23 protein-coding genes are annotated in these 25,085 nt (G+C 47.6%); 14 read left to right on the plus strand and 9 right to left on the minus strand.

The genetic code is table 11. The annotated features are described in order from the left end of the window. Positions 1 to 56 precede the first annotated feature (56 nt). Together ACFQ45_RS17160 and ACFQ45_RS17165 are read left to right on the plus strand one after the other, a co-directional pair. Positions 57 to 1,433 (plus strand): short-chain fatty acid transporter, encoded by a 1,377-nt coding sequence (locus tag ACFQ45_RS17160; protein ID WP_377369912.1) that lies wholly within the window; start codon positions 57 to 59, stop codon positions 1,431 to 1,433. A gap of 152 nt (positions 1,434 to 1,585) precedes the next feature. Then, complete coding sequence (locus ACFQ45_RS17165; RefSeq protein WP_377369914.1) at positions 1,586 to 2,518, plus strand: nucleoside recognition domain-containing protein; 933 nt, start codon at positions 1,586 to 1,588, stop codon at positions 2,516 to 2,518. Here the strand turns inward: ACFQ45_RS17165 and ACFQ45_RS17170 are convergent, their stop codons facing one another. Further along, positions 2,519 to 3,136, minus strand: coding sequence for a LysE/ArgO family amino acid transporter (locus ACFQ45_RS17170; RefSeq protein ID WP_377369917.1), 618 nt, complete (start codon positions 3,134 to 3,136; stop codon positions 2,519 to 2,521). It abuts the gene before it with no gap. A 97-nt stretch (positions 3,137 to 3,233) separates the two neighbouring features. Then, entirely contained in the window at positions 3,234 to 4,103 is an 870-nt protein-coding gene (locus ACFQ45_RS17175; protein ID WP_377369919.1) for an AraC family transcriptional regulator, read from the minus strand. Between the two features lie 168 nt (positions 4,104 to 4,271). On the opposite strand from ACFQ45_RS17175, the gene ACFQ45_RS17180 reads away from it, so the two are divergent. The 8 genes from ACFQ45_RS17180 to ACFQ45_RS17215 all read left to right on the plus strand — a co-directional run bounded on the left by ACFQ45_RS17180 (position 4,272) and on the right by ACFQ45_RS17215 (position 11,728). Beyond that, positions 4,272 to 5,444, plus strand: coding sequence for an aminotransferase-like domain-containing protein (locus ACFQ45_RS17180; RefSeq protein ID WP_377369921.1), 1,173 nt, complete (start codon positions 4,272 to 4,274; stop codon positions 5,442 to 5,444). Positions 5,445 to 5,470: 26 nt separating this feature from the next. Next, positions 5,471 to 6,376: a LysR family transcriptional regulator ArgP gene (locus tag ACFQ45_RS17185; protein ID WP_377369923.1), complete on the plus strand. Its 906-nt coding sequence runs from the start codon at positions 5,471 to 5,473 to the stop codon at positions 6,374 to 6,376. 122 nt (positions 6,377 to 6,498) lie between these two features. Continuing rightward, positions 6,499 to 7,461, plus strand: coding sequence for a TRAP transporter substrate-binding protein (locus tag ACFQ45_RS17190; RefSeq protein WP_377369925.1), 963 nt, complete (start codon positions 6,499 to 6,501; stop codon positions 7,459 to 7,461). Between the two features lie 62 nt (positions 7,462 to 7,523). Continuing rightward, the gene (locus ACFQ45_RS17195) at positions 7,524 to 8,036 is read left to right on the plus strand and encodes a TRAP transporter small permease (protein ID WP_377369927.1); all 513 of its coding nucleotides are present in this window, start codon (positions 7,524 to 7,526) and stop codon (positions 8,034 to 8,036) included. 2 nt (positions 8,037 to 8,038) lie between these two features. Further along, positions 8,039 to 9,346: a TRAP transporter large permease gene (locus ACFQ45_RS17200; RefSeq protein WP_377369929.1), complete on the plus strand. Its 1,308-nt coding sequence runs from the start codon at positions 8,039 to 8,041 to the stop codon at positions 9,344 to 9,346. 9 nt (positions 9,347 to 9,355) lie between these two features. After that, positions 9,356 to 10,081 (plus strand): 5-oxoprolinase subunit PxpA, encoded by a 726-nt coding sequence (locus ACFQ45_RS17205; protein ID WP_377369932.1) that lies wholly within the window; start codon positions 9,356 to 9,358, stop codon positions 10,079 to 10,081. A 13-nt stretch (positions 10,082 to 10,094) separates the two neighbouring features. Beyond that, positions 10,095 to 10,784 carry a 5-oxoprolinase subunit PxpB gene (gene pxpB, locus ACFQ45_RS17210; RefSeq protein ID WP_377369934.1) on the plus strand — a complete coding sequence of 230 codons (690 nt, stop codon included), beginning with the start codon at positions 10,095 to 10,097 and terminating at the stop codon, positions 10,782 to 10,784. After that, positions 10,784 to 11,728, plus strand: coding sequence for a 5-oxoprolinase subunit C family protein (locus tag ACFQ45_RS17215; protein WP_377369936.1), 945 nt, complete (start codon positions 10,784 to 10,786; stop codon positions 11,726 to 11,728). The genes pxpB and ACFQ45_RS17215 overlap by 1 nt, the downstream gene beginning before the upstream one ends. Here the strand turns inward: ACFQ45_RS17215 and ACFQ45_RS17220 are convergent. Continuing rightward, positions 11,710 to 12,588 (minus strand): LysR family transcriptional regulator, encoded by an 879-nt coding sequence (locus ACFQ45_RS17220; protein ID WP_377369938.1) that lies wholly within the window; start codon positions 12,586 to 12,588, stop codon positions 11,710 to 11,712. The two genes, ACFQ45_RS17215 and ACFQ45_RS17220, sit on opposite strands and share 19 nt — an antisense overlap. Positions 12,589 to 12,716: 128 nt before the next feature. Between ACFQ45_RS17220 and ACFQ45_RS17225 the strand changes: the two genes are divergently transcribed. After that, on the plus strand, positions 12,717 to 13,142 hold the full coding sequence (locus tag ACFQ45_RS17225) for a VOC family protein (RefSeq protein ID WP_377369940.1): 426 nt from the start codon (positions 12,717 to 12,719) through the stop codon (positions 13,140 to 13,142). A gap of 185 nt (positions 13,143 to 13,327) precedes the next feature. Beyond that, positions 13,328 to 13,600 (plus strand): hypothetical protein, encoded by a 273-nt coding sequence (locus ACFQ45_RS17230; RefSeq protein ID WP_377369942.1) that lies wholly within the window; start codon positions 13,328 to 13,330, stop codon positions 13,598 to 13,600. Positions 13,601 to 13,670: 70 nt separating this feature from the next. Here ACFQ45_RS17230 and ACFQ45_RS17235 read toward each other — a convergent pair whose 3' ends face one another. The 6 genes from ACFQ45_RS17235 to ACFQ45_RS17260 form a co-directional block, all read right to left on the minus strand. Next, complete coding sequence (locus ACFQ45_RS17235) at positions 13,671 to 15,956, minus strand: EAL domain-containing protein (protein WP_377369944.1); 2,286 nt, start codon at positions 15,954 to 15,956, stop codon at positions 13,671 to 13,673. Between the two features lie 118 nt (positions 15,957 to 16,074). Next, positions 16,075 to 17,187, minus strand: a complete 1,113-nt coding sequence (locus ACFQ45_RS17240) for a DUF1513 domain-containing protein (RefSeq protein WP_377369946.1) — start codon at positions 17,185 to 17,187, stop codon at positions 16,075 to 16,077. Position 17,188: 1 nt separating this feature from the next. Continuing rightward, complete coding sequence (locus ACFQ45_RS17245; protein WP_377369948.1) at positions 17,189 to 18,247, minus strand: imelysin family protein; 1,059 nt, start codon at positions 18,245 to 18,247, stop codon at positions 17,189 to 17,191. Then, entirely contained in the window at positions 18,247 to 19,533 is a 1,287-nt protein-coding gene (locus tag ACFQ45_RS17250; protein WP_377369950.1) for a di-heme oxidoreductase family protein, read from the minus strand. The genes ACFQ45_RS17245 and ACFQ45_RS17250 overlap by 1 nt, the downstream gene beginning before the upstream one ends. 131 nt (positions 19,534 to 19,664) lie before the next feature. Continuing rightward, positions 19,665 to 20,960, minus strand: coding sequence for an imelysin family protein (locus tag ACFQ45_RS17255; RefSeq protein ID WP_377369952.1), 1,296 nt, complete (start codon positions 20,958 to 20,960; stop codon positions 19,665 to 19,667). 121 nt (positions 20,961 to 21,081) lie between these two features. Further along, positions 21,082 to 21,657, minus strand: coding sequence for a hypothetical protein (locus ACFQ45_RS17260; RefSeq protein WP_377369954.1), 576 nt, complete (start codon positions 21,655 to 21,657; stop codon positions 21,082 to 21,084). 306 nt (positions 21,658 to 21,963) lie between these two features. Between ACFQ45_RS17260 and ACFQ45_RS17265 the strand changes: the two genes are divergently transcribed. Both ACFQ45_RS17265 and ACFQ45_RS17270 read left to right on the plus strand, forming a co-directional pair. After that, positions 21,964 to 23,142: a BaiN/RdsA family NAD(P)/FAD-dependent oxidoreductase gene (locus ACFQ45_RS17265; RefSeq protein ID WP_377369956.1), complete on the plus strand. Its 1,179-nt coding sequence runs from the start codon at positions 21,964 to 21,966 to the stop codon at positions 23,140 to 23,142. 858 nt (positions 23,143 to 24,000) lie between these two features. After that, complete coding sequence (locus ACFQ45_RS17270) at positions 24,001 to 25,065, plus strand: YaaC family protein (protein ID WP_377369958.1); 1,065 nt, start codon at positions 24,001 to 24,003, stop codon at positions 25,063 to 25,065. Positions 25,066 to 25,085: the final 20 nt, after the last annotated feature.

Genomic DNA, 25,085 nt, shown 5'->3' on the forward strand with positions numbered 1-25,085 from the left:
AAACTAAAAAAGGGCCACAAGCCCTGCCTAAAATAACTATAAAATAGGGAAAAACCATGTCTCAATTGACGACACAAAAAACTGCGTTGCAGCGGTTAAGCTATTTCTTCGTGACGCTCCTGCAAAGATACCTGCCGGATCCTTTTATCTTTGCCATCGTTCTGACCCTTGTGGTGTTTGCATTGGTGATGCCAAGTACTGGCCAAGGCCCCGTTCAGGTGGTTGAAGCATGGGCCGGTGGCTTCTGGAAGCTACTTAGCTTTTCCATGCAGATGGCTATGGTTGTGGTAACAGGTCATGCTATGGCGAGCGCGCCCGCCTTTAAGCGCAAACTTGCCATGATGGCAGGCATTGCCAAAACCCCAAGCCAAGCCATCTTACTCGTCACTGTTACCAGTGCCATTGCCTGTTGGGTAAACTGGGGTTTTGGCCTTGTTGTTGGGGCCATCTTTGCCCGTGAATTAGCCGCCAAAGTACGCGGTGTGGATTACCGTCTATTGATTGCCTCCGCATACAGCGGTTTCTTATTTTGGCATGCTGGCCTATCAGGCTCGATTCCATTAGCCATTGCCAGTGGCTCAAACATTGAAGCCGTTACCAATGGTGCGGTAACCTCTGCCATTCCGACGTCGGAAACCATTTTCTCTCCCATGAACATTACCATCTTGCTGGTGATGTTGGTGACCATCCCAGTGTTGAACCGCTTCATGCACCCAGCGCCACAGGATACCATCGAGTTTGATACCTCTGAGCTGATCGACAAGAACCCTGAGCAACCCTTAGACAAGGCTAACATGACCCCCGCAGAGCGCATGGAAAACAGCCGTGTGTTGTCTGGTTTGATCGGTCTAATGGGTTATGTGTTTGTGGTGGTGTATTTCATAAAAAATGGCTTCGCGCTTAACCTAAACATTGTTAACTTTGTGTTCTTGTTCACCGCCATTTTACTTCATGGCACACCTAAGAGCTTGTTGTCAGAGGTATCGGACGGTGCGAGAAACTGTTCTGGAATCTTGCTTCAATTCCCATTCTACGCGGGCATCATGGGCATGATGACGGCAGTGGGCAGCACTGGGGACAGTCTTGCCAGTCTTATCTCTCAAGGGTTTGTGGCCATCTCTAATGAAACTACGTTTCCACTATTCACTTTCTTAAGTGCGGGCATTGTGAACTTCTTTGTACCGTCTGGTGGTGGTCAATGGGCAGTACAGGCACCGGTGATGATGCCAGCAGGGGCAGAGCTGGGTGTTGATGCGGCGAAAACCGCCATGGCGATTGCTTGGGGTGACGCTTGGACTAACATGATCCAGCCGTTCTGGGCGTTGCCAGCATTAGCCATCGCAGGTCTTGGTGCGAAAGACGTGATGGGCTACTGCTTACTTGCATTGTTAGGTTCAGGTGTCGTAATCGGCCTTGGCCTACTGATTTTCTAACGAAGTTATTCCGCTCCTTCGTTAACCAAGCGTCCGAGTAATCGGGCGCTTTTTTTCGTTTGGCGCCGTGATACAAGTATTGCCAATAAGGTTGGCGTATACTGTTACTCTTGTTAAACGAGTCATGTGGCGCGGGCAGTAAGAAGGACGAAATGGAATTTATTACAAACATCGAAAGTTCAGGTCGTTTGGCCATCGATCTTGTGTTGTATTTGATGCTACCTATCACTGTGGTGATGGGAGGCTTAATGAAGGTGCTTGAGAACAAGGGCCTGTTGGCCTGGCTCTCAGTTAAGCTGTCGAAAGTAACCCATTCCTTTGGCGCATCAGGGATTGGGGTTATCGCGTCCATCAAGATTTTATTTGTCAGTTCTGTGGCACCGTTTCCTGCCTTAATTAAAGTGGACGCCATGGAGCCCGATCAGCGTAAAGTGGCGGCTACCATCGCTCTGGTCATGACCATGACTCAGGGTAACATCTCCTTTCCTTTGATTGCCTACGGCTTGAATATCTGGGTATTGCTGTTTTCGTCCTTGGTGGGCGGTATCATTGCGTCGGCGTTTACCTATTATGTGCTGATGCGTGATGTGTCTCCGTCTGCCAACAGTATTGATGTGGTGGAAAAGGGGCCAGCTGTTAAGAAAACCATTGTTCAATCCTTGTCAGACGGGGGCATGGAAGGGATGAAGATTGCCATCGGTATGCTGCCGATGTTGATCATTACCATCTTTATTCTGACCATTTTGAAAGACTTAAACGTCATTGCATTTTTGACGGATCTACTGGCTCCGGCTTTTCAGGCCATTGGTCTACCTGGGGCAGCCGTGTTGCCCATTATCACTAAATATGTAGCGGGAGGGACCGCTTACCTAGGTGTGATCATTGACCAAGCCCAACATGGCACCTTGTCCCCACGGGATTTAAACATCATTGCTGGTTTAGCCAGTAACCCATTGGATTTAGTGGGCTTGGCGCTGTTTTCAGCCATTGGCCCACGTATTGGTAAGGTGTTTCGTTATGCCATATTGGGTGCGTTACTGGGATTGCTCGTTCGTGCGGTGATCCATTTAGTTTGGTTTTACTAGCTAAAGAGTACCAAAGGCCATCCAGCTGCTAAGCAGCAACATAAATACCGCGATAAAACCGTCTAATACTCGCCAGGCGTTAGGGTTGCCAAACAGGGGGCGCAATAAGCGCGCACCATAACCTAACGCCACAAACCACACCAAACTGGCGAGGCAAGCCCCCACTGCAAATGCGATTTGTCCTAATCCTATATAGTGGGTCGATAGGCTGCCCAACAGCACCATGGTGTCTAGATACACATGGGGGTTTAAAAAGGTGAAGGCTAAGCAGGTGAGTACTACTTTCGATAAGGAGGCTTGAGCTTCTGATTGACTGGCTTCTAATGCCCCTGAGCCTGTGATGGCTCGTTTTGCGGCGAGCAGCCCATACCAAGCGAGAAACGCCGCACCACCGTATTGCAAGGCTATTATCAACTGGGGCCATTCAGTGATTAAAAAGCCTATGCCTGCCACCCCCAGAGTAATCAACAGCATATCGCTAAGGGAAGTCATGGCGACAATGACACCCACGTGATGTCTTAGCAGTCCTTGGCGCAGAACAAAGGCGTTTTGCGAGCCAATGGCGATAATGAGTCCAGCGCCTGCGGTAAAGCCCGATAGCATAGCGGTAATAAGCATGTAGGTTCCCTAGTTGAATCAATGAACTGGGGGCATGATGCAATGGGTGTTATTGTAAGTAAAATTAATTAATCTTAGATAAGTTAAGAAAAGCTAATTAGAACACACTGATCGGTAGATAGAACTCAAGATCAAAGGTTTCGTCTGCTTCGATAAATTGGTTTTTATGATAGCGCACGTAACCCGGCGTAGAACGCAGTTTGAACTTAGAGGCTGGTAGCCAGGTTTCGAATACTTGGCTAATGCGGGGCAGCAGCTCTCCATACTTGCCTGTTAAATGAAACACTGCGTGCAGTCCCGCAGGAATGGTCAATTGACTGACGAGGGATTGGCGACCGATAGGGCGGTCGATTTCTAAGCAAGCCACATAATGACATTTGCTCAGTTCCACCCATGCTGGATTAGAGTGATGCAAACCAAATTGCCCAGAGGTGTCCCGCTGTTCCGCATTGGCCCAAGCAAATAAGGTCATCCACGCTTCTTTAATGGAGCGCCCATAGCCAAGGTGGCGTTTGTAGGCCACCAAGCGAGAGGGTACCTCGATAATTTTAGGGGAAGGTAAAGTTTGATGACTGATGCGCTGATAGCCAAGGGCCACGTCAGGGTCCGTTAAATAAGGCTTATCGGTGGAGGGCTCATCCTGCTGGCGCCATGCGGATGGGGCGCAATGGAAGGTGCTCTTAAAGGCTTTATTAAAAGAGGATGCTGAGCTAAAGCCACAGCGATTGGCGATGTCCAACACCGAAGAGCTGGTATCAAACATAAGCTGATTGGCAGCGTATTCCATTCGCACCCGTCGTATGTACTGGTGGATGGATTCTCCTACGATCTGCTTAAACAAGCGGTGAAAGTGTTGCTCAGAGTAGGCGGCAATGTCAGCAAGCTGTTTTGCGGACAAAGGACGACTGATGTCCTGATGGATGTAAAACAAAACTTCGTTGATACGGCTTAGGTGCTGCTTTGACATCCGCTTTATGGCCTTGTTAAAAATTGAAAAAAGTTAAAACGCTAAAATAGCATAAATGGACAACGTATATCGCATAAATGGACATTAGTTATAGCATAAACGGACAATTATTTTAGATGGTAGAACCGTAGCATAAAGCCTCCCTTAACCCAACGAAGGAAGGATACAATGAAGTTGTCGACACCGGTTTTGCGCATGAAATCATCTTTTATCAGAGAAATATTAGCGGCGGCCAGCGATCCCAATGTGATTTCTTTGGCAGGCGGATTGCCGGACGAAAAAACCTTCCCACTCGATATTCTCAAGCCTGTGATGACTAAGATCCCTGAGGATGTCTCATTGTTTCAATATGGCCCAACTCAAGGCTATGGGCCCTTGGTGAAACATTTAACGGCCCGTTATGAGGTGCCGAATCATCATAAACTATTAGTAACAACGGGCTCCCAACAAGGATTGGATCTCATCGCACGGGCTTTCTTTGATCCAGAAGATAAGATTGTTATGGAAGCACCAAGCTACCTTGGCGCCATGCAGGTGTTTGATTTGGTACAAGCTCGCATTTTGGAAGTACCGCAAACGGACGAGGGGCCGGATCTGGAGGCCTTAGAAGTATGCTTTGCAACGCAACGTCCCAAGGCATTTTACGGCGTCCCCGATTTTCATAATCCCACAGGGGTATCTTGGTCCTTAGCCACGCGACACAAGGTAGCGGAGCTTTGTCTGGCTTATCAGGTGACCTTGATCGAGGACGCCCCTTATCGAGATTTACGCTTTAGTGGCGATGCGTTACCTATGGTGTCGAGCTTTTGTCCAGATCAGTCCTTGGTATTACGCTCCTTTTCTAAAATAGCCTCTCCTGGGTTGCGGATGGGGGTTGTGTCCGGGCCAGAGGCTTGGGTGGATGCCTTAATCAAGGTTAAGCAAGGGGCAGACCTGCATTCCAGTGTGCCCGTTCAGGCCATGTTGTTAGGCTTGTTAGAACACCCAGACTTTGACGCCCATGTGGCAAAAGTAAGTGACCTGTATCAAGGGCGTTACCAAGTATTGGCGAAAGCCTTATCCGCTCTGGAAGATTACGGCTGTCGTACCTTGCCGACACAAGGGGGGATGTTTGTTTGGTTAACCTTACCCGATTGCGACACCATGGCTTTAGCGTATAGGTTGTTGGACCAAGGCATCGCTGCTGTGCCCAGTGATGTATTTTATTCCGGTGACAAAGGTCAATCTGCGTTACGATTGAATTTTACCAATGCTACGCCTGACAAACTTGAGCAAGCCGTCATGCGTTTAGAGAGCGTATTGAAATCACTTGCTCCAAAAGCCGCCGTCGGCGGCGAATAGGGCAGATCGTTACAAGAAGGATAGAAATGAGTCTTTTGCATCCGCAATTGGCCGCGTTTGCGGCAGTTATAGAAGAGGGAAGCTTTGATGGGGCGGCGAAACGCCTTTGTGTCACGTCCTCTGCCATCTCCCAACGGGTAAAAGCCTTGGAAGATCGCATGGGACAGGTGCTGATCGTGCGTCAGCCCCCTTGTCGTCCGACGGAAGCAGGTCAATTGCTGTTACGTCGAGTGAAGTCCATGCAGGTGCTGGAAGCGGAAGCCTTTGAGGCTTTTCAGCTAGACCAAGGGGACGATGTTGTGGCGCGCAGGCTGACCATCGCCGTCAACGATGACTCCTTAGAGACTTGGGTGCTGCCCGCCATAGCAGAGCTTAACCGACAGTATGGTTATTTGTTTGATGTGGTGGTGGACGATCAAGACCATTCTCTTGATCTCTTGCGGGATGGTACGGCGATTGGTGCCATCACTTCTGACTCTAAAGCGATCCAAGGGTGTGACATTCATTTGCTGGGCACCATGCGCTATCAAGCCATCGCGTCCCCTGAGTTTATTAAACGTTACTTTCCCGCGGGCGTGAGTCGAGAAGCCTTAGCTAAAGCGCCCATGATGGTGTTTAACCGCAAAGACGAATTGCAAAACCGTTTTATTAAATCCAAGACCCATGACATCTTATCTCCGCCAACCCATTACCTGCCTACCTCGAAAGGCTTTGTAGAGGCGGCGGCCCTAGGATTAGGCTGGTGTATGGTCCCTGAGTGCATGATTGAGTCTGATTTAGGCTCAAACCGAGTGGCCATGCTAGATGAATCAAACCCCGTTGATGTACCTCTTTATTGGCAGCATGGGGCAATTAGATCAACAACGTTAATGAATCTCACCCGTATTTTCTGGGATCACGGTCAGAATGTCCTTATAAATGTGGCTAATTGATAAATTATTTTTTTGTATTGTAAAAAAATATTAGTTGGATTTTTGAGTTTGAACTGTTTAGTTTTTAGGAGTGCATTGACGAAAGTCAGACAAAACATACTAAAAACTAAATAGGAACACTCATGAAGCCATTAAAAACTACTTTAATCGCAACCAGCTTGCTGTCGTCTTCTGTATTTGCTGCGACTTGGCACATGCCAACGCCATACGGTGACGGTAACCTATCTACTCAACTGGCATACGAATTCGCTGAAGAAATCAAAGAGAAAACTGGCGGTGACTTGGACATTACCGTTCACTCCGGCGGCTCTTTGGTTAAGCACTTGGAAATCCCACGAGCTGTGCGCTCTGGACAAGTCCAAGTAGGTGAGATTTTCATGGCGATCATGGGTAACGAAGACCCTATTTACAAACACGACAACATTCCATTCTTGGCGTCTACTTATGGTGACGCTCAATCCCTATGGGAAGCTGCTAAGCCTTCTATCGAGGCCAAACTTGCTGAAAGCGGTATGAAGCTTCTTTACACTGTGGCATGGCCAGCACAAAGCTTGTACACCAAGATGCCTGTGTCAAACCTAGCTGACCTGAAAGGCGAAAAAATGCGTACAAATAGTCCATCCACGTCACGTCTAGCGGACTTGATGGGCACAGTGCCAACCACAGTACAAGTACCTGATGTGCCTCAAGCGTTCAGTACTGGCATCGTTCAGGCCATGGTGACATCTCCTTCTACGGGGGCAGACACGCAAGCTTGGGACTATGTTGACTACTACACAGACATCAAAGCATGGATTCCGAAAAACATCGTAATCGTTAACAACCGTGCGTTCCGTCGTCTAGACAAAGAAACCCAAGACATCGTTATGGCGGCTGCTCAGCATGTTGAAAGCGAAGGCTGGAAGCGTGTAGAGGTGCGTGGTGAAAACGATACACAAATCCTGCGTGATAACGGTATGAACGTGACTGAGCCGACTCAAGAATTCGTCGAAGAGTTGGTGGAAATCGGTAAAACCATGGCCGCAGAATGGAAAGCGGAAGATCCAGAAGCGATCGGTAAGATCCTAGAACGCTACAACCCTTAATACCTTACCTCTCCACCCACCGCGTCAGTCTCTGACGCGGTGCCACTCTTGGGAGGGTCTCTATGAGTTCCCTGAAATCTAAAGGCTACCAGTTGTCTGGTTTGCTTTCTGGCGCCTGTATTGTCGCTATTACCTTGTTGCTTTTGCTACAAATTGTCGGCCGTTTGTTTGGTTTTATTGTGCCCTCAGCAGAGGACTTTGCTGGGTTTGCTTTGGCCGCTTCTACTTTTTTTGGTTTGGCTTATACCTTCCGTGAAGGGGGCCATATTCGCGTGACCTTGGTGATCCAACGTTTTGGCACCCAAGCACGTCTTTTACAAGAACGTTGTGTGTTGGTGCTGGGCGTACTGCTGAGCATTGGCATCGCCTACGCCTGTGTCTTCATGGTGTATGAATCCTACGTCTATGACGAAGTGTCCTATGGCTATGTGCCGGTACCGCTTTGGATCCCACAACTGCCTGTTGCTATCGGTGCCTGCGCCTTGGTGTTTGCTACCCTAGATGCGCTTTGGAGCGCCCTGAAAGGTCAGACTCCTGACTACATGAAACATGAAGATGAGTTGGGAGAAGGCTAACCATGGATATGACGTTAATTTCTATTTTTCTAGCGGTGGTCATGATCGCCATGTTGGCCTTTGGTGTGTGGGTGTCCTTTACCCTGATCGCCGTGGGCGGCTTGGGTTTGCTGCTGTCGGGTAATTACCAAATCGATTTGTTGTTTGGTACCTCCACATGGGGTGCGGGGACGGCTTGGTCCCTTACCGCATTACCATTGTTCATCTGGATGGGGGAGATCCTGTTTCGCACGCGGCTCTCTACGGATTTATTTGAAGGTTTGTCCCCATGGCTGGGGGGCGTTCCGGGTAAGCTGCTGCATGTGAACATTTTTAGCTGTGGCATCTTTGCGGCAGTCTCTGGTAGCTCGGCTGCGACCGCTGCGACCATTGGCCGCATGACTTTGCCAGAGCTGAAAAAGCAAGGTTACAGTGACCGTATGGCCATTGGTACCTTGGCGGGTTCGGGCACCCTTGGGTTGCTGATCCCTCCGTCCATTATCTTGATTGTTTATGGGGTGGCAGCCGAAGTCTCCATCGCCCGTTTGTTTGTGGCGGGTGCGCTACCGGGCTTACTACTTGTGACCTTGTTTATGGGTTACACCATGATCTGGGCGAAGCTACACAAAGACGAGCTGCCGCCTAAATCCGCAAGCGCGGTGCCTTTGGCTCAGAAAGTTATTGCCATCCGCCGTTTGTTCCCTGTGATGGGCTTGATCGGCTTTGTGTTGGGTTCCATTTACGGTGGATTAACAACGCCAACGGAAGCTGCAGCCATCGGTGTGGCAGGAGCTTTGGCGCTGGCTGGGCTAACGGGAGCGTTAAGCTTCGCAAGCTTTATGGACAGCTTAATGGGGGCTGTAAAGAGCGCTTGTATGATCACCTTTATCTTGGTGGGAGCGCACTTTTTGACCATTGCTATGGGCTTCCTAGGTATTCCTAAATCCCTTGCGGAATGGATTGCAGAGCTCAATCTGTCGCCCATGATGTTGATCGTTTACCTGACTATCTTCTTTATGGTGCTGGGCTGTTTCTTGGATGGTATTTCCGTGGTGGTTCTGACCGTAGCTGTGGTGCTGCCTATGGTAGAAGCGGCTGGTATCGACTTGCTGTGGTTCGGGATCTTCATCGTCTTCGTGGTGGAAATGTCCCAGATCACGCCACCTGTTGGGTTTAACCTGTTTGTGATTCAAGCATTAACCGGCAAGAGCATCCTTTATGTGGCTCGTGCAGCCTTGCCATTTTTCCTACTGATTGGTTTGGCAATCGTTCTGGTGACTGTATTCCCAGAGATCGTGACCTACTTGCCAACCACTATGTCTCAGCGTTAAGGAGTTCAAATGTTATTAAATTGTGATATGGGCGAAGCCTTTGGTGCTTGGAAAATGGGACAGGACGACTTGATCATGCCATTCGTCAATCAAGCGAACATTGCCTGTGGTTTCCATGCGTCCGATCCATTGATTATGAGCAAAACCGTTGCCTTAGCGAAACAGCATGGCGTATCTGTGGGGGCTCATCCGGGCTTCCCTGATCTAGTAGGCTTTGGTCGCCGTCGTATGGACATTGCCCCAGACGAGTTAAAAGCCCTAGTGCAATATCAAGTGGGTGCTTTACAGGGTATCTGTCAGGCCCATGGTGTGAGTTTGGATTATGTGAAGCCCCATGGCGCGCTGTACAACATGATGGCCTTTGACAGCAAAATGCTGGCAACTGTGATGCAGGCTGTGGCGGAAATAAGCAGTAGCTTACCCTTGATGGTGATGGCCGTGCCTGAGCGTGAGGAGATCGAAGCCCTTGCTAAAGAGCACAATGTGCCTGTGTTATTTGAAGCCTTTGCGGATCGTCTCTATACCGCAGAAGGACGCTTAACGCCACGCTCTCAAGCCAATGCCGTCCATCGCTCCGTTGACCTGATTGAGCAGCAGGTACTTGGCTTGTTAAAAGAGGGCAAAGTCACCACTGAAACTGGCAGTGTGCTACAGGTGAAAGCAGACAGTATCTGTATTCATGGAGATAACCCCCATGCATTGGATGCAGTGAAACGCGCTCGCGCCATTTTGTAAGGCGTTTTGAATTATGATGTACCCAACCGAATGTCAGTTTTTAAATAGTCAGACCTGCTTCTTTGAGTTCTCTAAAGAAGTGGACGAAGCCGTCTCTGAATACATAGCTTCTGTGGTGAATGCCTTGGAAGGAGATAAAGGCATTGTCGATGTGATTGCTTCTTACACCACCTTGATGGTGGTGTTTGATCCGTACCATTATGATCGCCACAGTATTGCCAAGCGCTTTCAGACCTTGTTTGCCAATTTGGCCACCAGCAAGGTAGAAGATACTTCCGCTTGTGACATTGAGATTCCCGTGTTTTATGACCCAGAAGTGGGGCCAGACTTACTGGACGTGGCGAAGCGATGCAATTTAACCCCAGAGGAAGTCATCGCCATCCACAGTGGTCGCTCTTACCGTGCTTACGCCATCGGCTTTATGCCGGGCTATGCGTACTTAGGCACCTTGGATGAGCGCATTCAGTTACCTCGTCGAGACACGCCTCGTCTCAAAGTGGCGAAGGGGATGGTGGCGTTTGCGGAGAAGCAAACCGCCGTTTACCCGAGCGAAAGCCCTGGTGGTTGGCACCTTGTGGGCCGTACCCCCATAGAGCTAGTGGACTGGGGGAGTGAGTCCCTTTCTCTGATGAAAGTAGGGGATCGGATTCATTTTAAGCCTATTACGCGGGACGATTATCTGGCCATGGGAGGTAAGTTCTAATGGCATTTAAAGTCATTCAAACCGGTGTCTTAGCATTAATCCAAGACCTAGGCCGTCGTGGTTTTCATGCCATTGGGTTATCCAATGGTGGGCCAATGGACGAATATGCCTTTCGTTTAGGTAACCGTCTATTGGGTAACGATGACAATGCTGCTCAGATTGAAATCACCTATGGTTTATTTTCATTAGAAGCCACAGCGCCGACTACCATTGCACTATGCGGGGGAGATCTGGGGGCCACGTTAAACGGTGAGCCCTTGCTCTGTTGGCAAACTTATAAAGTGGAAAAGGGTGACCGTCTGGCATTCCAGCAACCCAAGTATGGTCTGCGTGCCTATCTTGCGGTGGTAGGGGGCTTTCAATGTGAGCCGACTCTGGGCAGTGTATCTACCGTAATCCGTGAAAAAGTGGGTGGTTTGACCGGTAAAGGAGAAAAGCTGCAAAAAGGAGATCTGATTCCCTTTGAAGCCTTCTTTGGAGCCCTGCAAAACAATGTGCCACGGTTTGCTATTCCGGATTACTCAAGCAAAGAGATTCCCATGGTGCTTGGTTACCAACATGACCAGTTTAACAGCATCCAAGTGGCCCATTTCCTATCCAGTGAATATAAGGTGTCCCAAAGCTTTGATCGCATGGGATATCGCATGGAAGGTCGTTCTATTGCTTATGATGGTGCTGGTATTGTGTCCGAAGGCATTGCCTATGGTTCGATTCAGATTCCAAAGGATGGTCAGCCCATTGTGCTGCTGAAGGATCGCCAAACCATCGGTGGCTACCCGAAAATGGGTTGTGTCACCACGTGGGGTGGGTCGTTATTGGCACAAAAAATGGCTGGAGATAAAGTGCAATTTAGCGCGATATCCGTGGAAGAAGAAGAGCAAGAGCGCGTCCTCTTCCATGCTCGCTTAGATACCTTGTCGAGACGTTACTCCACTGTTGCGTGATAATACGCTTCAATGGTTTTAATAAGATCTGCAATCGGCGCAGAATGCTGCTGATTTCGAGGGTAGACCAGCCCCACCTCTCGATAGAAGGTGTGGCTGTCTAAGGACAGCTCCTTGATGGCATCTTGCCATGGGGTAAAGTCAAAAGCCCTCGGGATCAGAGCTGCGCCTGTTCCTGCTGCCACTAAGCCAATCAAGGCTTCTAACTCATCTGCTTCGCACTTGTCCTGCACTTCTATGGCTTCTCGCTGTAAAAAACGATCCACCTGACGCCCCCCAAATGAAGATCTGTCGTAACGGATAAAGGGTAGGGTCTTCAAGGCAGTACGCCAATCTTGGACGTCACAGCCGTTTGGCACCACGCACACGTAAGGCTCGCTAACCAAGGGGCGCCAGATCAAATCCGCATGCAAAGGAAAGGGGGGCAGGATCGTGACAGCCATACTCAATTCGCCACTGTCCACCAAGTCGACTAATTTAATCGAAACACCGGGTAACACCTTGATGCGCACATTTGGCTGAATCTGAAAGTAGTGTTTCAAGATGGTGGGGAGCCCACTACGTTGGGTAGAGGAAATCGCCCCCAGTTTTAGGGTTAATTCTCCCACATTGGAGTCGGTACTCGTGCCTAAGGCGTTGTAGCGCTCAATGATGTCTTTGGATTGCTCTAGTATTTGGCGGCCCGTGGCATTGAGCTCAGAGCTACGACCTACCTTGTCAAACAGCTTGAGCCCTAGCTCTTCTTCTAGGCGTTGCATCTGGGCGCTAACCGCCGCTTGGGTCAGGCCGATTTTACTGCCAGCAGCGGCAAATGTGCCTTCTTTGGCTACCATGAGCAGGGTTTTTAACTCGCGAATCATTCATAAAATCTCTTTATGTATTTTTAAAAAATATATTGATTTTTTTGCTCTATTGCCAGTATTAGAATGGAAAACATCAAAGAAAACGTTCAAAAGCGTTCTGACTGACCACATAAAAGGAAATCAAAATGAGTTTACAGCCGTTTCACCTAGCAATCCCTGTGTACGATGTTCCATTGGCTCGTGCATTTTACCGTGATGTATTTGGTCTAGAAGAAGGCCGCTCTGCGGACACTTGGGTTGACTTTAACTTCTACGGTCACCAATTGGTTATCCATAACCACCCAAAAACACCTGACCAAGAACATGCCACAACTAACCCAGTGGATGGTCACGATGTGCCTGTGCCACACTTCGGTATCGTATTGGAATGGGGGCAATGGGAAGCGCTTGCTGAGCGTCTTAAATCTTTTGATACCAAGTTTGTGATTGAACCTTATGTTCGTTTTAAAGGACAGGTTGGCGAGCAAGCAACCATGTTCCTATTGGACCCATGCGGTAACGCGCTTGAGTTCAAAGCATTCAAAGACATGAGTCTATTGTTTGCGAAATAAGCGTTTCTACGTTTGATTTTTGTTCACCCTGACTACTAGTTTTCTGTTCGCCAGAGTAATTTATTGCTCTGGTTTTTTTTTGCCTGATGAAACTCTCCGTTGCACAAAACTTTCTTGGATTGACGTTCAACCTAGAGCTTGCTTATGCTTAAATATCGGCTCATAAATCAGGGTCTGAGGGTGTCATGTCAAAACGTATTGTTCGAAGCGTATCTAAGCCAATGGTTGCTGCAGCGGTCGTGCTGTTAGGAAGCTATGCCCATGGTCAAACGCCAGACGAATGCACGGACAAGCTGAATCGTTACTTAGAAACATTGGAAAAGAATGTTGCCTCAGATTACATTTCACCCCGTCAGAAAGAAGCGTCGCAAAAGCTCATAGATAAAGCCGCTCGACTTAGGGCAGATGAAGAATTCATTTACACGGACTGTGCTGTCTTTGACAAGTTGTTATTCTAATGGCGGTGTGATCCGAACATAAAAAAGCCAGCATAATGCTGGCTTTTTTTATGACATCAGGCCCGGTGAATCAGTACACCATACGCAGTTCTTTGGCCTTCTCGTTGTTATTCTGAGTCCAGTCAGTGATTGGGCAGGGCTTACCGAAGTAATAACCTTGAAGGGTGTCACAGCCAAGTCCAATCAATAGATTCGCTTGCTCGCGGGTTTCGATACCTTCTGCAATCACCGCAAGGTTTAGGGATCTGGCCAGTTGAATGGTGGACTTCACAATGTCCAAATGGCGTTTGTCATTTGGAAGTGGCGCCACAAAACGACGGTCAATTTTCAGAATGTTGGCAGGGATATCGATCAACTGCCCCATGGACGCTTGCCCCGTGCCAAAGTCATCAATGGCAATGGAGAAGCCATATTGTGACAAGGTGCGTAGACGCTTATGAATCAATGGGTGAGTCATGACCGGGCTGGTTTCAGTAATCTCCAATTCCAGCATGTCACTCAACCATGGGCGCTCAGATGTCATCGCCATTAATTGGGCAAAGAAGTGGTCATTCATCAATTCCTGCCCAGCTAGGTTAAAAGCAACAGGGGTCTTGATGTGTTCCTTGTGCCAGCCTTCTAATACTTCCACTAGCTGCTTTAGGAGACTTTCAGCCAGTTTAGGCAGTAAGCCCAGCTCTTCTGCAAGCTTGATAAAGACAATTGGGGAGACAAAACTGCCGTCTTCTAAGCGCCAACGAGCAAGGGCTTCAAAAGATCGGATTTCACCCGAGCCAATCACTTGGGGCTGTAACCAGATGTCGATGGATTTTTCTTTAATAGCGTCAGACAGGGCAAGCCCTAGCTTATGCTCTTGAATCAGTTTGGCTTCAAGCTGCTGGTCAAAGAAAGAGATACGCTCGGCGGAGGTGGAGTACTCCAACGCCATTTCACAGCGTTCTAGCAGTTCTTCTGAGGTTTCACCTTCGTTGTTGTAGTAGGTCACGCCGATTTGATAGTCGATGTTCAGTAGATCCTCACCAATTTGAAGTTGCTCTGGCAAGACGGATTTAATCAGGGTACGCAAATTGCGCTGAATCAAATAGGTCTGTCCCACGGGCATAAAGCACGCAAACTTCACCCCACGTAAACGACCACAAATGGTTTTGTCCGATAGGCGAGATTGCAGCACTTTTGAGAAGTTTAGAATCACTCGGTTAGCCTGCTCACGACCGTATTGCTTGTTCAGTAGCTTGAACTGGCTGATACGAACGATAAACATGGCGCCGTTGTAGTAGTCGGACACATTGCGAATACGGTGGTTTACCTGACGACAGAAGTTAGGGTGATTCGGTAAGCGGGTTAAAGAATCAAAGTGCGTCAGGCGAGAGTTGGTTTGTTGGGTGCTTTCCAGCTCTTGGGTTAAGGCTCGTAAATGGGTGACATCTTGTAGATGCAGCACATAGTGGCCGTGTGTTGTTAGGGACGAGCGATGTACCTCGAGTGAACTCTTAGTGTCAGATTTTAGGGTACATTCTGAGGCGTTCTTTTGCCAAAAATAGCGGTTAGAAGAGTCCGACGTAGAGGTCACCCAATCATTGATGCGGGAGCCTTCGATGGTCTTGTGCTGGCCTTTTGTCAGCAGCGCCTCGGCCTTTTCATTCACCTTAAGAATTTTACCTTTGCGATCACACAAAAGGGTTGGGGTGCCTGTGTGTTCAAAGATCTCTTCGTAAAGCTCCGTATGGTGGTTGAGCTTTGCTGTCAGTGCTTTGAAGCGCTGTATAGACATTTGCAATGTGTGCAAGACACGGGACACCGCCAGAGGTAGGCCAAAGTTCAATAAGGCAAACACCAATAACTGAAAATAGAAGGAGCTATAGTCAGGTGCGCCTAAAGCGCCGAGATTTGGGAAGTGATAAGACTCTTGCAGCTCCAATGCGAAAGTGCCGAAGTTACCAAAGCTAAAAGCTAAGGACACGCGGAAGCTGAAAAACAGCCGCACAATCAAGGGCAGGGAGTAGAGTGCAGTCAAGCCAAATTTGATGGCGCTGGAATCTGTAGAAAGCAGCACCAGAGAGACACCTGTGGTGGCGAGCAAAACCACAAGGGCCGAGGCGGCGAGCTTGGTGTAGCTTTGGGAGAGCCAAAGCAACAAGCCAAATAAGGCCACGTAAGCGCTGCTAAGCAAAGTAATATAAAGGCTATCATTGTCAAACGTATTGAATGACAAGCTGTGAATGGTGAATGCTGTAAAAACAATCAGACATGACGCTAATAAAATGCGTAATGCACTGATTTGAAACGAATCCTTGTCACTGTTTTCAACAGAGTTGCTACCAACTAAAAAGTAATGCTTAAAAAAGTCTAATAACATCAAACTACTACAATTAGAAAACGGGACAGTGTTTGCACAAAATGTGCAAACACAAGAGGTAAACATTACCTAAAAAAACGTCTTCTGACTATCCTGAGTTTGATTTAAACGACAATTTTTACACAATAAATTCTATACGCCTCAGATGGTTATCCCATTTTGCGCCATCAATTTGGTTGATCTGAGAGATTGATCCTGACCTTGGGGTCGAAATTAACTGTTTGCCTGATCCGCTAGTCATGACAAATTCCCCTTCGTTGTTCGTGGCCACCAAGCCACAAACATCGCGACAATTGTCTACGCCAAGGAATGCTCGACTTGCTACATCCCAGTAAGCCACAAATCCACCCCGTGGGGTACTGATCGCTAAGGTTTTGCCAGAAGCATCAAAACACACACTGCCGCAGTATTGTTTAAATCGGTAGCGAATCTGTTCTGGCATTTCCAAATACTCAAGCTGGTTAGAGTCTTGTGTAGATAGGGCAACTAGGGGCACTTGATCCCAGATTTCACCTTGGTACTGGAAGCCTAACGCGACCACACCGTCTTGGTTCACATCCAAATGGCGAATACTGAGCTTATGTAGCGCCTGCTCGTGGGCCGCTTGATTCAGTAGCTCCCCCGTCTCAAGAGACAGATAAGAAACGTTAGGCGCCATGGTCTCGAGATTAAGAATCTCTCGATCATTGTCTGGGTGGGTTTTTAAGCCGCCATTGGCAATCACTAAGGTGCCATTGGGAGCCAGCACCGATTCATGGGGGCCAATGCCGCCACTGCTGTATTGTGCTAGCAACTTTCCGGATGGCCATTCCCGAATGGTGATCTTGCCATGTCCCGTTGGGTAATGGTTTTCCTGAGCGATGAGGCGAGTGCCGTCCGAGGTGAATAGGGCATGACCATAGAAATGGTGCTCTGCTTGAGGCTTAATGCAAGTAATGGCTTCCCCTGTAAGCGGGTTAAAGAAGTCCATATAAAAGCCAGGACGACGGGCCACGGCACCTACTACGCTGTGAGTCGGATGTACGACCGGTGCATGGGCTCTGTCTGGCAACGCCATAGACCAAATAAGCTGTCCATTACTACCAAAGGCACCGATAAAATGCTCAGTGGCACTTTTGGAAAAGGCCGAAAAGAACAACTCCGACTTCCCAGAAACGGGCACACTGGAAGCCCAGGTAGGAATGGATAAGGCTGCTAAAGACACCCCTAAAAATGCACGTCTGCTTAGCATATTAATCTCCATCTCGGCTGTTAAAGCCAATTTGAAAGCCCAAGGCTGTGACTAAGTTAGTCAGCTGCGTTTGGCTGTTAGAAATGGATTTCACCAGAGGTTTTGCTAAGTTAACCCGTTCTTCTTGGCTGTAGTCTCCAGTGAAGAAATCATCAGGCAATTGCAGGGCAATTTTTACGTTGTCAGCTAAAGCATTTTCTAATGCCACTGCCAATTCAGGTTGCTCAGTGATGGCCGTGTCGTATAAGGATGGGCTACCGCTGTGGTAAAGCACACGGTAAGACTTCAAGTTTGTTTGAATGGACGACAAGGATTGCTCGCTACGGTAAAACTCCGCCAGCTTAAGGTTAGGGCGGCTATTGTAGCCAATGGGCGTTTCTAGTTTGGCGTCTTTTACTACAGACATGTGCTCCAGCCATTGCTGCACAAACTGCTCAACCACCATGTGATCTAGGCTTGTGTTATCACCTTCTTCTGCAAAGACCCAATCAGTGGCTTGGCTCTCTCGCCACTGTTTCAGTACATCGGCAGATGTGGTCACATGATGGCGTGTTACCGCTTCGAGTACTTCACAATCACTGTTGCGATTGACTACATCAAAATCAGGGTGAAACAACAGCGACTCAATGGCGGTCATACCACGTACTGCAATGCTCGCAGATGACCAGAACTTAGGCGCTTCCATCATGTTTGGAGAAGCACTTAGAGCCCGAAGTTGACGCTGAGTTACGCCTTTTTTATCAGGCCAGTATTCGTAAGCGTAATAGCGCATAAAGTAGGTCACTGGGCCAAAGTTTAACCATTGAATGGTTTGCCAATCGGCAACGTTGTCACGGAACGCCTTTTGGGACTTGGCAAGGTGGCTGGCATCCGGTGTGGTGCAGAGGGACTCAACAGACTCTGCCAACTGCTGGGCGCTTTGAGTCATGGCCTCGTATTTTGGAATAATGAACTGAGACTGGATCTGATCTAGGGTAGGATTCCAAGATTCAGCAGCGTTAGTGGCTGAGGCCGCTAATACTGCGAAACCAGCGGCTAGGGCTGTTTTCTTATTAAACATTACAGAGACTCCAAAAATCTGATAAAGAGCGCACGTTGCCGAGCGTCCAGTGACTTATATTGGTTGCGGCTGGATTCAGCTTCGCCCCCATGCCATAAAATGGCTTCTTCAATGGTGCGAGCACGGCCATCATGTAAAAAGCCGTTTCGCCCCGACACTTGTTCTGAAAGACCGATCCCCCAAAGAGGTGCCGTACGCCATTCTTGTGGTGTGGCGTTGGCGACGGGGAATCCGTTTTGTAATTCTGGACCTAAATCATGCAATAACAGATCCGTAAATGGGTAAAAGTCGCGATTTGCTAGGACATCATAAGACGCCGTACCGGTGGACAGCTTGGGTCGATGGCAGCTGCCGCATTCTAATGTATCAAAAATCTTCTTGCCGTCCAGAAACCAATCTTCCGACAGGTTTCGCATGGTCGGTGGTCGGCTAAGGGCAACATAGGCATCTACTACAGCCATTTGCTCGTGACCCACTTCAAGGTTATCAAGGTGAGGACTATTGCCATTGGGAGCAATTAAGCAATCTTCTTGCTTAGGCGTGCAATCACCGCTTGGGTTAGGAAAGAGTGGCGTAGATAACCCGAGATCTCCATTAAAAGCCGATTGGTTTTGTTCGTCTAATGTGGGGATATGGGCCTTGTGACCAAAGCGCCCCAATACTTGCTTGCCATCACGAACGACCCAATTGGGTTTACCTGAAATGCCATCTTGATCCCTGTCGTCTTCGTCGGCGTACTCTAAAATGACCGATTCTGGCACTGCATTCAATAACCCCATGCCAACCAATGGGGGAGACACCCGCGGGGAGAAGCCAGTGTTCGGATCGAACTCACCGTAATGCAATGACTGCCAATGCAGGATTGGCTTACGTAAAGATACCTCGGTGCCGTCATCCAAGATGACTAATGACTCTTGCCAATCCAGTGTGTAATCCCCTTCGGGCAGAATATTGGTGCTGCTTAAGGGGTGAAACTGACGACCATATACCGGATCACCCAAAACATTGGTTTGGCTGTCGGCTTTGATTTGCCCTAAGCGAATAAAAAAAGAGGGCACCTGACTGCCTAATTGACCGTCTTTGGGGGCATGGCCACGGCCACTGTTAATATGGCAACTGTGACAGGAGCGGGCGTTGAACAATGGACCTAAGCCATCACTGGCGGTGGTAGAGGATGGGGAGGGCACCCAAAAGCGCTCAAAGAGGCTTTCTCCCAGGTAAAAGGCTTGCTTTTCCTCGGCGGTTAACCCCGAGAAAGGAGAGTTGTAAGCACTGTCAGTTGCCATAAGTGCCGAGCTAGTCGACCACAAAAAAATGGCAACACAAAGGGTACGAATTGGTAACATCTTTGGTACTGCTTATAAACGGAAAAAGGGGATGACCTGCGTCATCCCCTATATCAATCCCAAATCAGCAATTATTCAAATACTGCGCTTGGGTTATCTAGACTGTCAGAACCTTCTAGAGCGATGCCTTGAAGGTCAAGCTCACGGATCAGATCTTCCGTAGTACGGGTCTGGTCAACCAAAGAGTCAACGAAGTCTTGTACTAGGGCGTTACCTTGGGTGTTGTTCATGGCAATCAACACATCAAAGGTTTGACCTTTTGCAGCCGCATCAACCATGGCTTGGCCAGCTGCTTCTGTAGCTTCTAGATCCGCTTTCATTTCGTTGTCTAGTTCACTGTTTTGCTCGGCGATCAGGGCAGACAAAGAGGGACCTTTCACCCAGCTACCGTCGACACGTTGGTATTCACCAAGGTAAACGTTTTTGATGCCTTTAGCATCGTAGTAGTGTGACCAATGGGTGTTATCAGAGAAACAATCGTGCTCTTCTTCAGGATCGTGAAGCATTAGGCCAAGCTTAGTACGCTCACCGCCAAGCTCACCGTATGCAAGGCTACCCATGCCAGTCAGCATAGTGCTTAGACCTTCCGCTGGAGACTGTTCGAACAAGGCAACACGTGCTTCACCGCCAGTTTTCCATGCGTCAGCCATGTATTTAAGATCATCAACTAGCAGCTGAGTCACGGCTTTTAGGTATTCACGACGACGATCACAGTTGCCATTAGAGCAGTTGTCTAGGTCGTAGTCGGAAGCAGGGCGGTTGCCTGCACCTGGGTTAGTTCCGTTAAGGTCTTGGCCCCAAAGTAGAAATTCAATAGCGTGGTAGCCGCTGGCAACGTTGGCTTCAACGCCGTCTGCTTCTTGTAGGTAATCAGAGATTAGCTCAGGAGTGATGGTAGAAGCATCAACCTTTTGACCACCAACCATCAGGCTGTCGTTCGCAACAACGTTGGCAGTGTAAAGTGGGTTAATGTCAGATTCAGAGCCGTAGTGAGAAGGAGACACGTAGTCGATCAAACCTTCATCCAGTGGCCAAGCGTTGACCTTGCCTTCCCAGTCATCAACGATAGCGTTACCGAAGCGGTACACTTCTGTTTGCTGGTAAGGTGCACGAGCAGCAACCCAAGCTTCTTTGGCTGCGCTTAGGTTGGCTTCAGTTGGAGCAGCCAAGAAAGTATCAATGGCAGTTTGTAGCGTTAATGCAGTGGTGTAAGAGTCACCGTAGGCGGCTTCTGCAATGTCTGCGTAATGAGTAACAACTGTACTTGGTGTTACTGCAACGTTATCACTCTTAACGGCTTGTGAACCACAGGCTGTTAACATCCCGGCTGCAACGACCGCAGCGATGGGCGTCAATATTTTTTTCATAATTACTGCTCCATATGCAATTTGTGTTCGCATTCTAGTAAAAATGAAAATGATTATCAATAGAGCTCAATGCCTAAATATAAATTATTCTCGTTAGTATTCAAAAGGGCGTTTTAGCCCTTTATCGACAGGCGGCACCGAACTGACTTAAAGCACCTGTGGATAACTCATATTCACAGCTGCTGTCACGGAAGTGACTGTTGTTTTCCCATGAAATAGATACTGTCTCAGGGCTGCTCTGGGTGTAGCTAGGAATAAAACGGTATGACGCCAATACTGTCACTTCACTATTAGGACCCAGCTCCACAGAGTGGCCAATTAAGCGTTGACGTGTTTGTGGATCGTACAAAGTGTAGTCAGTTGTGTATTCACGTTTGCCATCTGCGTGTTCAAAGTACAGCCATAATTTGCGATAGACCACTTTCTCATCACTGGGATTCTTCAAAGTGAACTTGGTAAAGATTTGCTGTGGGCTATTTAAGCTCTGGCTGGCTTTTACAAAGCCTGTTTCCACATTGGAACCGGACCAAGGGGATTGGTTACCAAACGAAATACTGGCGAGCTCAATGTTGGCGTCAGCAAGTTTGTCATTGGTGTAATTCATCAGATCTTTAGCAGGTGCATACATGGCCACCGCGAAAATCCCGAACAGTGCAACAAGAGAATGTTTACGTAAGTAATTGATTAGAGCGTTCATTCAAATCACCTATACTGTTTGTTTATACAGTACTGTATAAATGATCAGTTAATTTGTCTAGCTTTTCCTTGACAAAATCTTTAAAAATTTTGTTTTTTGACCTGTGCCTTTGGGTTTTTAAAATTTTAAAAAATTGCTTGATTAAATTTAATGCCTTGATTTATAAGAATAAAAATGATCTTCCCACAGTCTTTTTCACGGTTTCTGTGGAAATAAGCGGGTAAGCCTTCTGTCATCTACATCCTAGGTTTTATTTCCCTTTCTAGTGGCTCAGGTATAATGCCGACCTTCTTAAAAGGGGTTGAAATGCAGAATTACGATGTCGTTATTATTGGGGCTGGGGCCTCAGGTTTGTTCTGTGCAGCGCAGGCAGGCTACCGTGGTCGCAAAGTGCTGGTGATAGATCACGCCAACAAACCGGGCAAGAAAATACTCATGTCAGGAGGTGGGCGTTGCAACTTCACCAATATGGATGCAGCACCCAAACACTACCTATCAGCCAACTCGCATTTCTGTATATCTGCTTTGCGTCGTTACACACCCCAGGACTTTGTCGATCTGGTGGATCGGCATGGGTTAGATTACGTAGAAAAAGCCCCAGGCCAGCTTTTTTGTCAGCATTCAGCGAAAGACTTATTAGAGATTTTATTGACCGAATGTGAGTGGGCAGGCGTCGAGATCAAACTCGAGACTTCCGTCACTAAGATTTCCCAAGAGCAGGGCTATCGACTGGAAACCACTCAAGGCACACTCCAATGTGAGTCGCTAGTGATTGCCACAGGGGGCTTGTCTATCCCGACGATGGGAGCCAGTGGATTTGGCTACCAGATCGCGGAGCAATTTGACCTATCGGTATTACCACGACGTGCCAGCTTGGTGCCAATTACCATCCAACCGGCCATGAAAGACAAGTTATCCACACTCTCCGGTGTGAGTCTTGAGATCGAAGCCAGTGCCAATGGCATGACCTTTAAAGAGCCTATGCTGTTTACCCACCGAGGTATCAGTGGGCCAGCCATCCTGCAAATCAGCAACTTCTGGCAACCGGGCGATGGACTACAACTCAACCTGCTGCCAGATATGGATCCTGAGGCTCACTTTAAAGCTCTACGTCAAGACAAACCCAAACGTGCCCTAGAAACGGAGCTCAACACACTTCTGCCAAAACGACTGGTGGAAGTGATCAAACAGGACTTGCCATGGATGACCAACCCCATGGCGGAATTGTCCAACGACAACCTGAACGAATTGATTCAATACCTGACCCACTTTGATGTGCAGCCCAATGGCACCGAAGGCTACCGCACAGCGGAAGTCACCCTTGGGGGCATCGACACCCAACACGTCAGCTCCAAAACCTTTGAGTGCACCAGCGCCCAAGGCTTGTACTTTATCGGTGAAGTGCTTGACGTGACCGGCTGGCTTGGGGGCTACAACTTCCAATTTGCATGGTCGTCCGGCTTCGCGGCAGGGCAGTTTGTTTGAGTGGATCGTTGGAATTAAACTGTTAACAATGTAATTGTACTGTTAACTTTCTCCGGTTCTATTGTAATTAAAGTGTTAACTTTTCAGCCCGAATTTTTCCCAAATCGCCCCAATGCTAGATGCACTGGGGTTTTCAGCGTTTTTCTCGCAAAATACGACCAAAAATGGAATTGGAGTGTTAACTTTTTGGTTTGCACTAAGGTGGTGCATTAGGGTTTTTGAGCTGATGGTGTTCTGTAATGCAATATCGCTGTATCGAGCTGCTTTAAAGAATGGTCGACTACGGTGTCATTATAGAATGCTGTCTAATTGACGGTTAGTTCCCGCAAAGTGTTGTCCATTCATATGGGGATAAATCTGTATTATTGAATCATCGTTATGTCTAACAGCTCTTGTTTAGCCTGAATGTCTTTGCTGGCTATACTGAGGTGGGTCAGCAAACCAGATGCTACTCGAAGCAACTGCATGTTGTGGGAACTGATTGCATCGTTGACGGAGCTCGTAACCCTGATGCCGATTCGAATTAGCAGATAGCCTGCCATTTGTAGTTCGGGCCTTAGCTCGATATATCCTGCAGTCACCACAAAAAAATGATATAAACGGTAAAGAGTTTTTTTGCTCTGAAGTCCAGAATTATCATTATTTATGGTATCAATTTTACTTCTTATCCAAGAATACTCGGAAGTTTGAGTTGCATAGTTTGTTTTTTAGTTCGATAGATCGGGTTTCTAACAAGCCAATTAAGCTAGGCTGCTTAAGTATGGTTTCGTTTCGTCTCGCTAAACAGTATAGTCAAGCATTATCGGCCTCTTACAGGGGCGTCATGATTATACAGATGACTAGTTGGCTAGAGGATTTATGGCACTACAAGAAGTAAAGGAAGCGAAGTATAAGTACCAAAAGGTTAGGTTTTCGCATATATCGATGGAACCTGCGGAGTCCGCTACTTTAACGGCTGATCCTTGGTCATTTATGCATGGTCACCTTCTAGAAAAAATTAGTAATTCTGCAGGCAATAATAGGCAATGCTATAAAAGAGCAAGATATTTTGCTTCTTTGGCTGAGGATTTTTATAAGGCAGCTGAATCAGCAAGTATGCCAGCAAAAGGAACGCTTTTTTACTATGGGATGATGAATCTTGTTAAGGCTCTGCTGTCTGTTCATAAAGTAAAGCTTGAGGATGTTGTAGAGCATCATGGTATAACAAACACACACGGAAAAAAACATTCCCTAACGATATCTGGAAAAATTAATAATTGCACAAATGTATTTTTGGAATTCGCCAAAATACTCGGAACACCAGTATCTGGGAAGCATGAGTTAGCACTTCGCCATGTGTGCACTTTCATACCTGAGCTGAGCAGTATTAGTAGGAACCTTGGTTTCTTTAAGAAGCCAAAATATCTTCCAATAAATATCAGGTTTTGCGTTAATGAGACAGCTACTTATCTTATGACTGAAGTCGATTATGCTAAAGGTCTAGAAAATAGTCTTGATACATCGAAATTCTTAAAAAATAATCGTAAAGACTACTTTTTGGAGGCATATGAAAAAGACGGAAAAGTAATACACCGAAGTCAAAAGAGAAAACGGGTAAGTAATGAAAACTGGTCTACAGTTTACAAAAATGTTCTTAAGGAATACTCAGGTCTAGGTATTGCGTCAATTTTAACACGAAATGGATATAAGTATTACTGCTCTCTCCAAGAAGGAACATATCATCACTTGTGTAATTCTTATCTTTTAATGTTTTATTTGGGGCATTCTGCCAGATATAGACCAAGTGAGATTGAAGAGATAATGCAAGGTGAATTAAGGCCAATAGCAACTGAAGCAGTTGCAATACTGCCTAAGCAATTTATGTATCAGCTAGTTAGCTTGATTACAAGTAAGCTATGCGTAATTCCATTTGCAGAAATTTAAGTCGTAACAACCGCATGTCT

Source organism: Rhodanobacter aciditrophus, assembly GCF_042679525.1.
Lineage (GTDB): Bacteria > Pseudomonadota > Gammaproteobacteria > Pseudomonadales > Marinomonadaceae > Marinomonas > Marinomonas aciditrophus.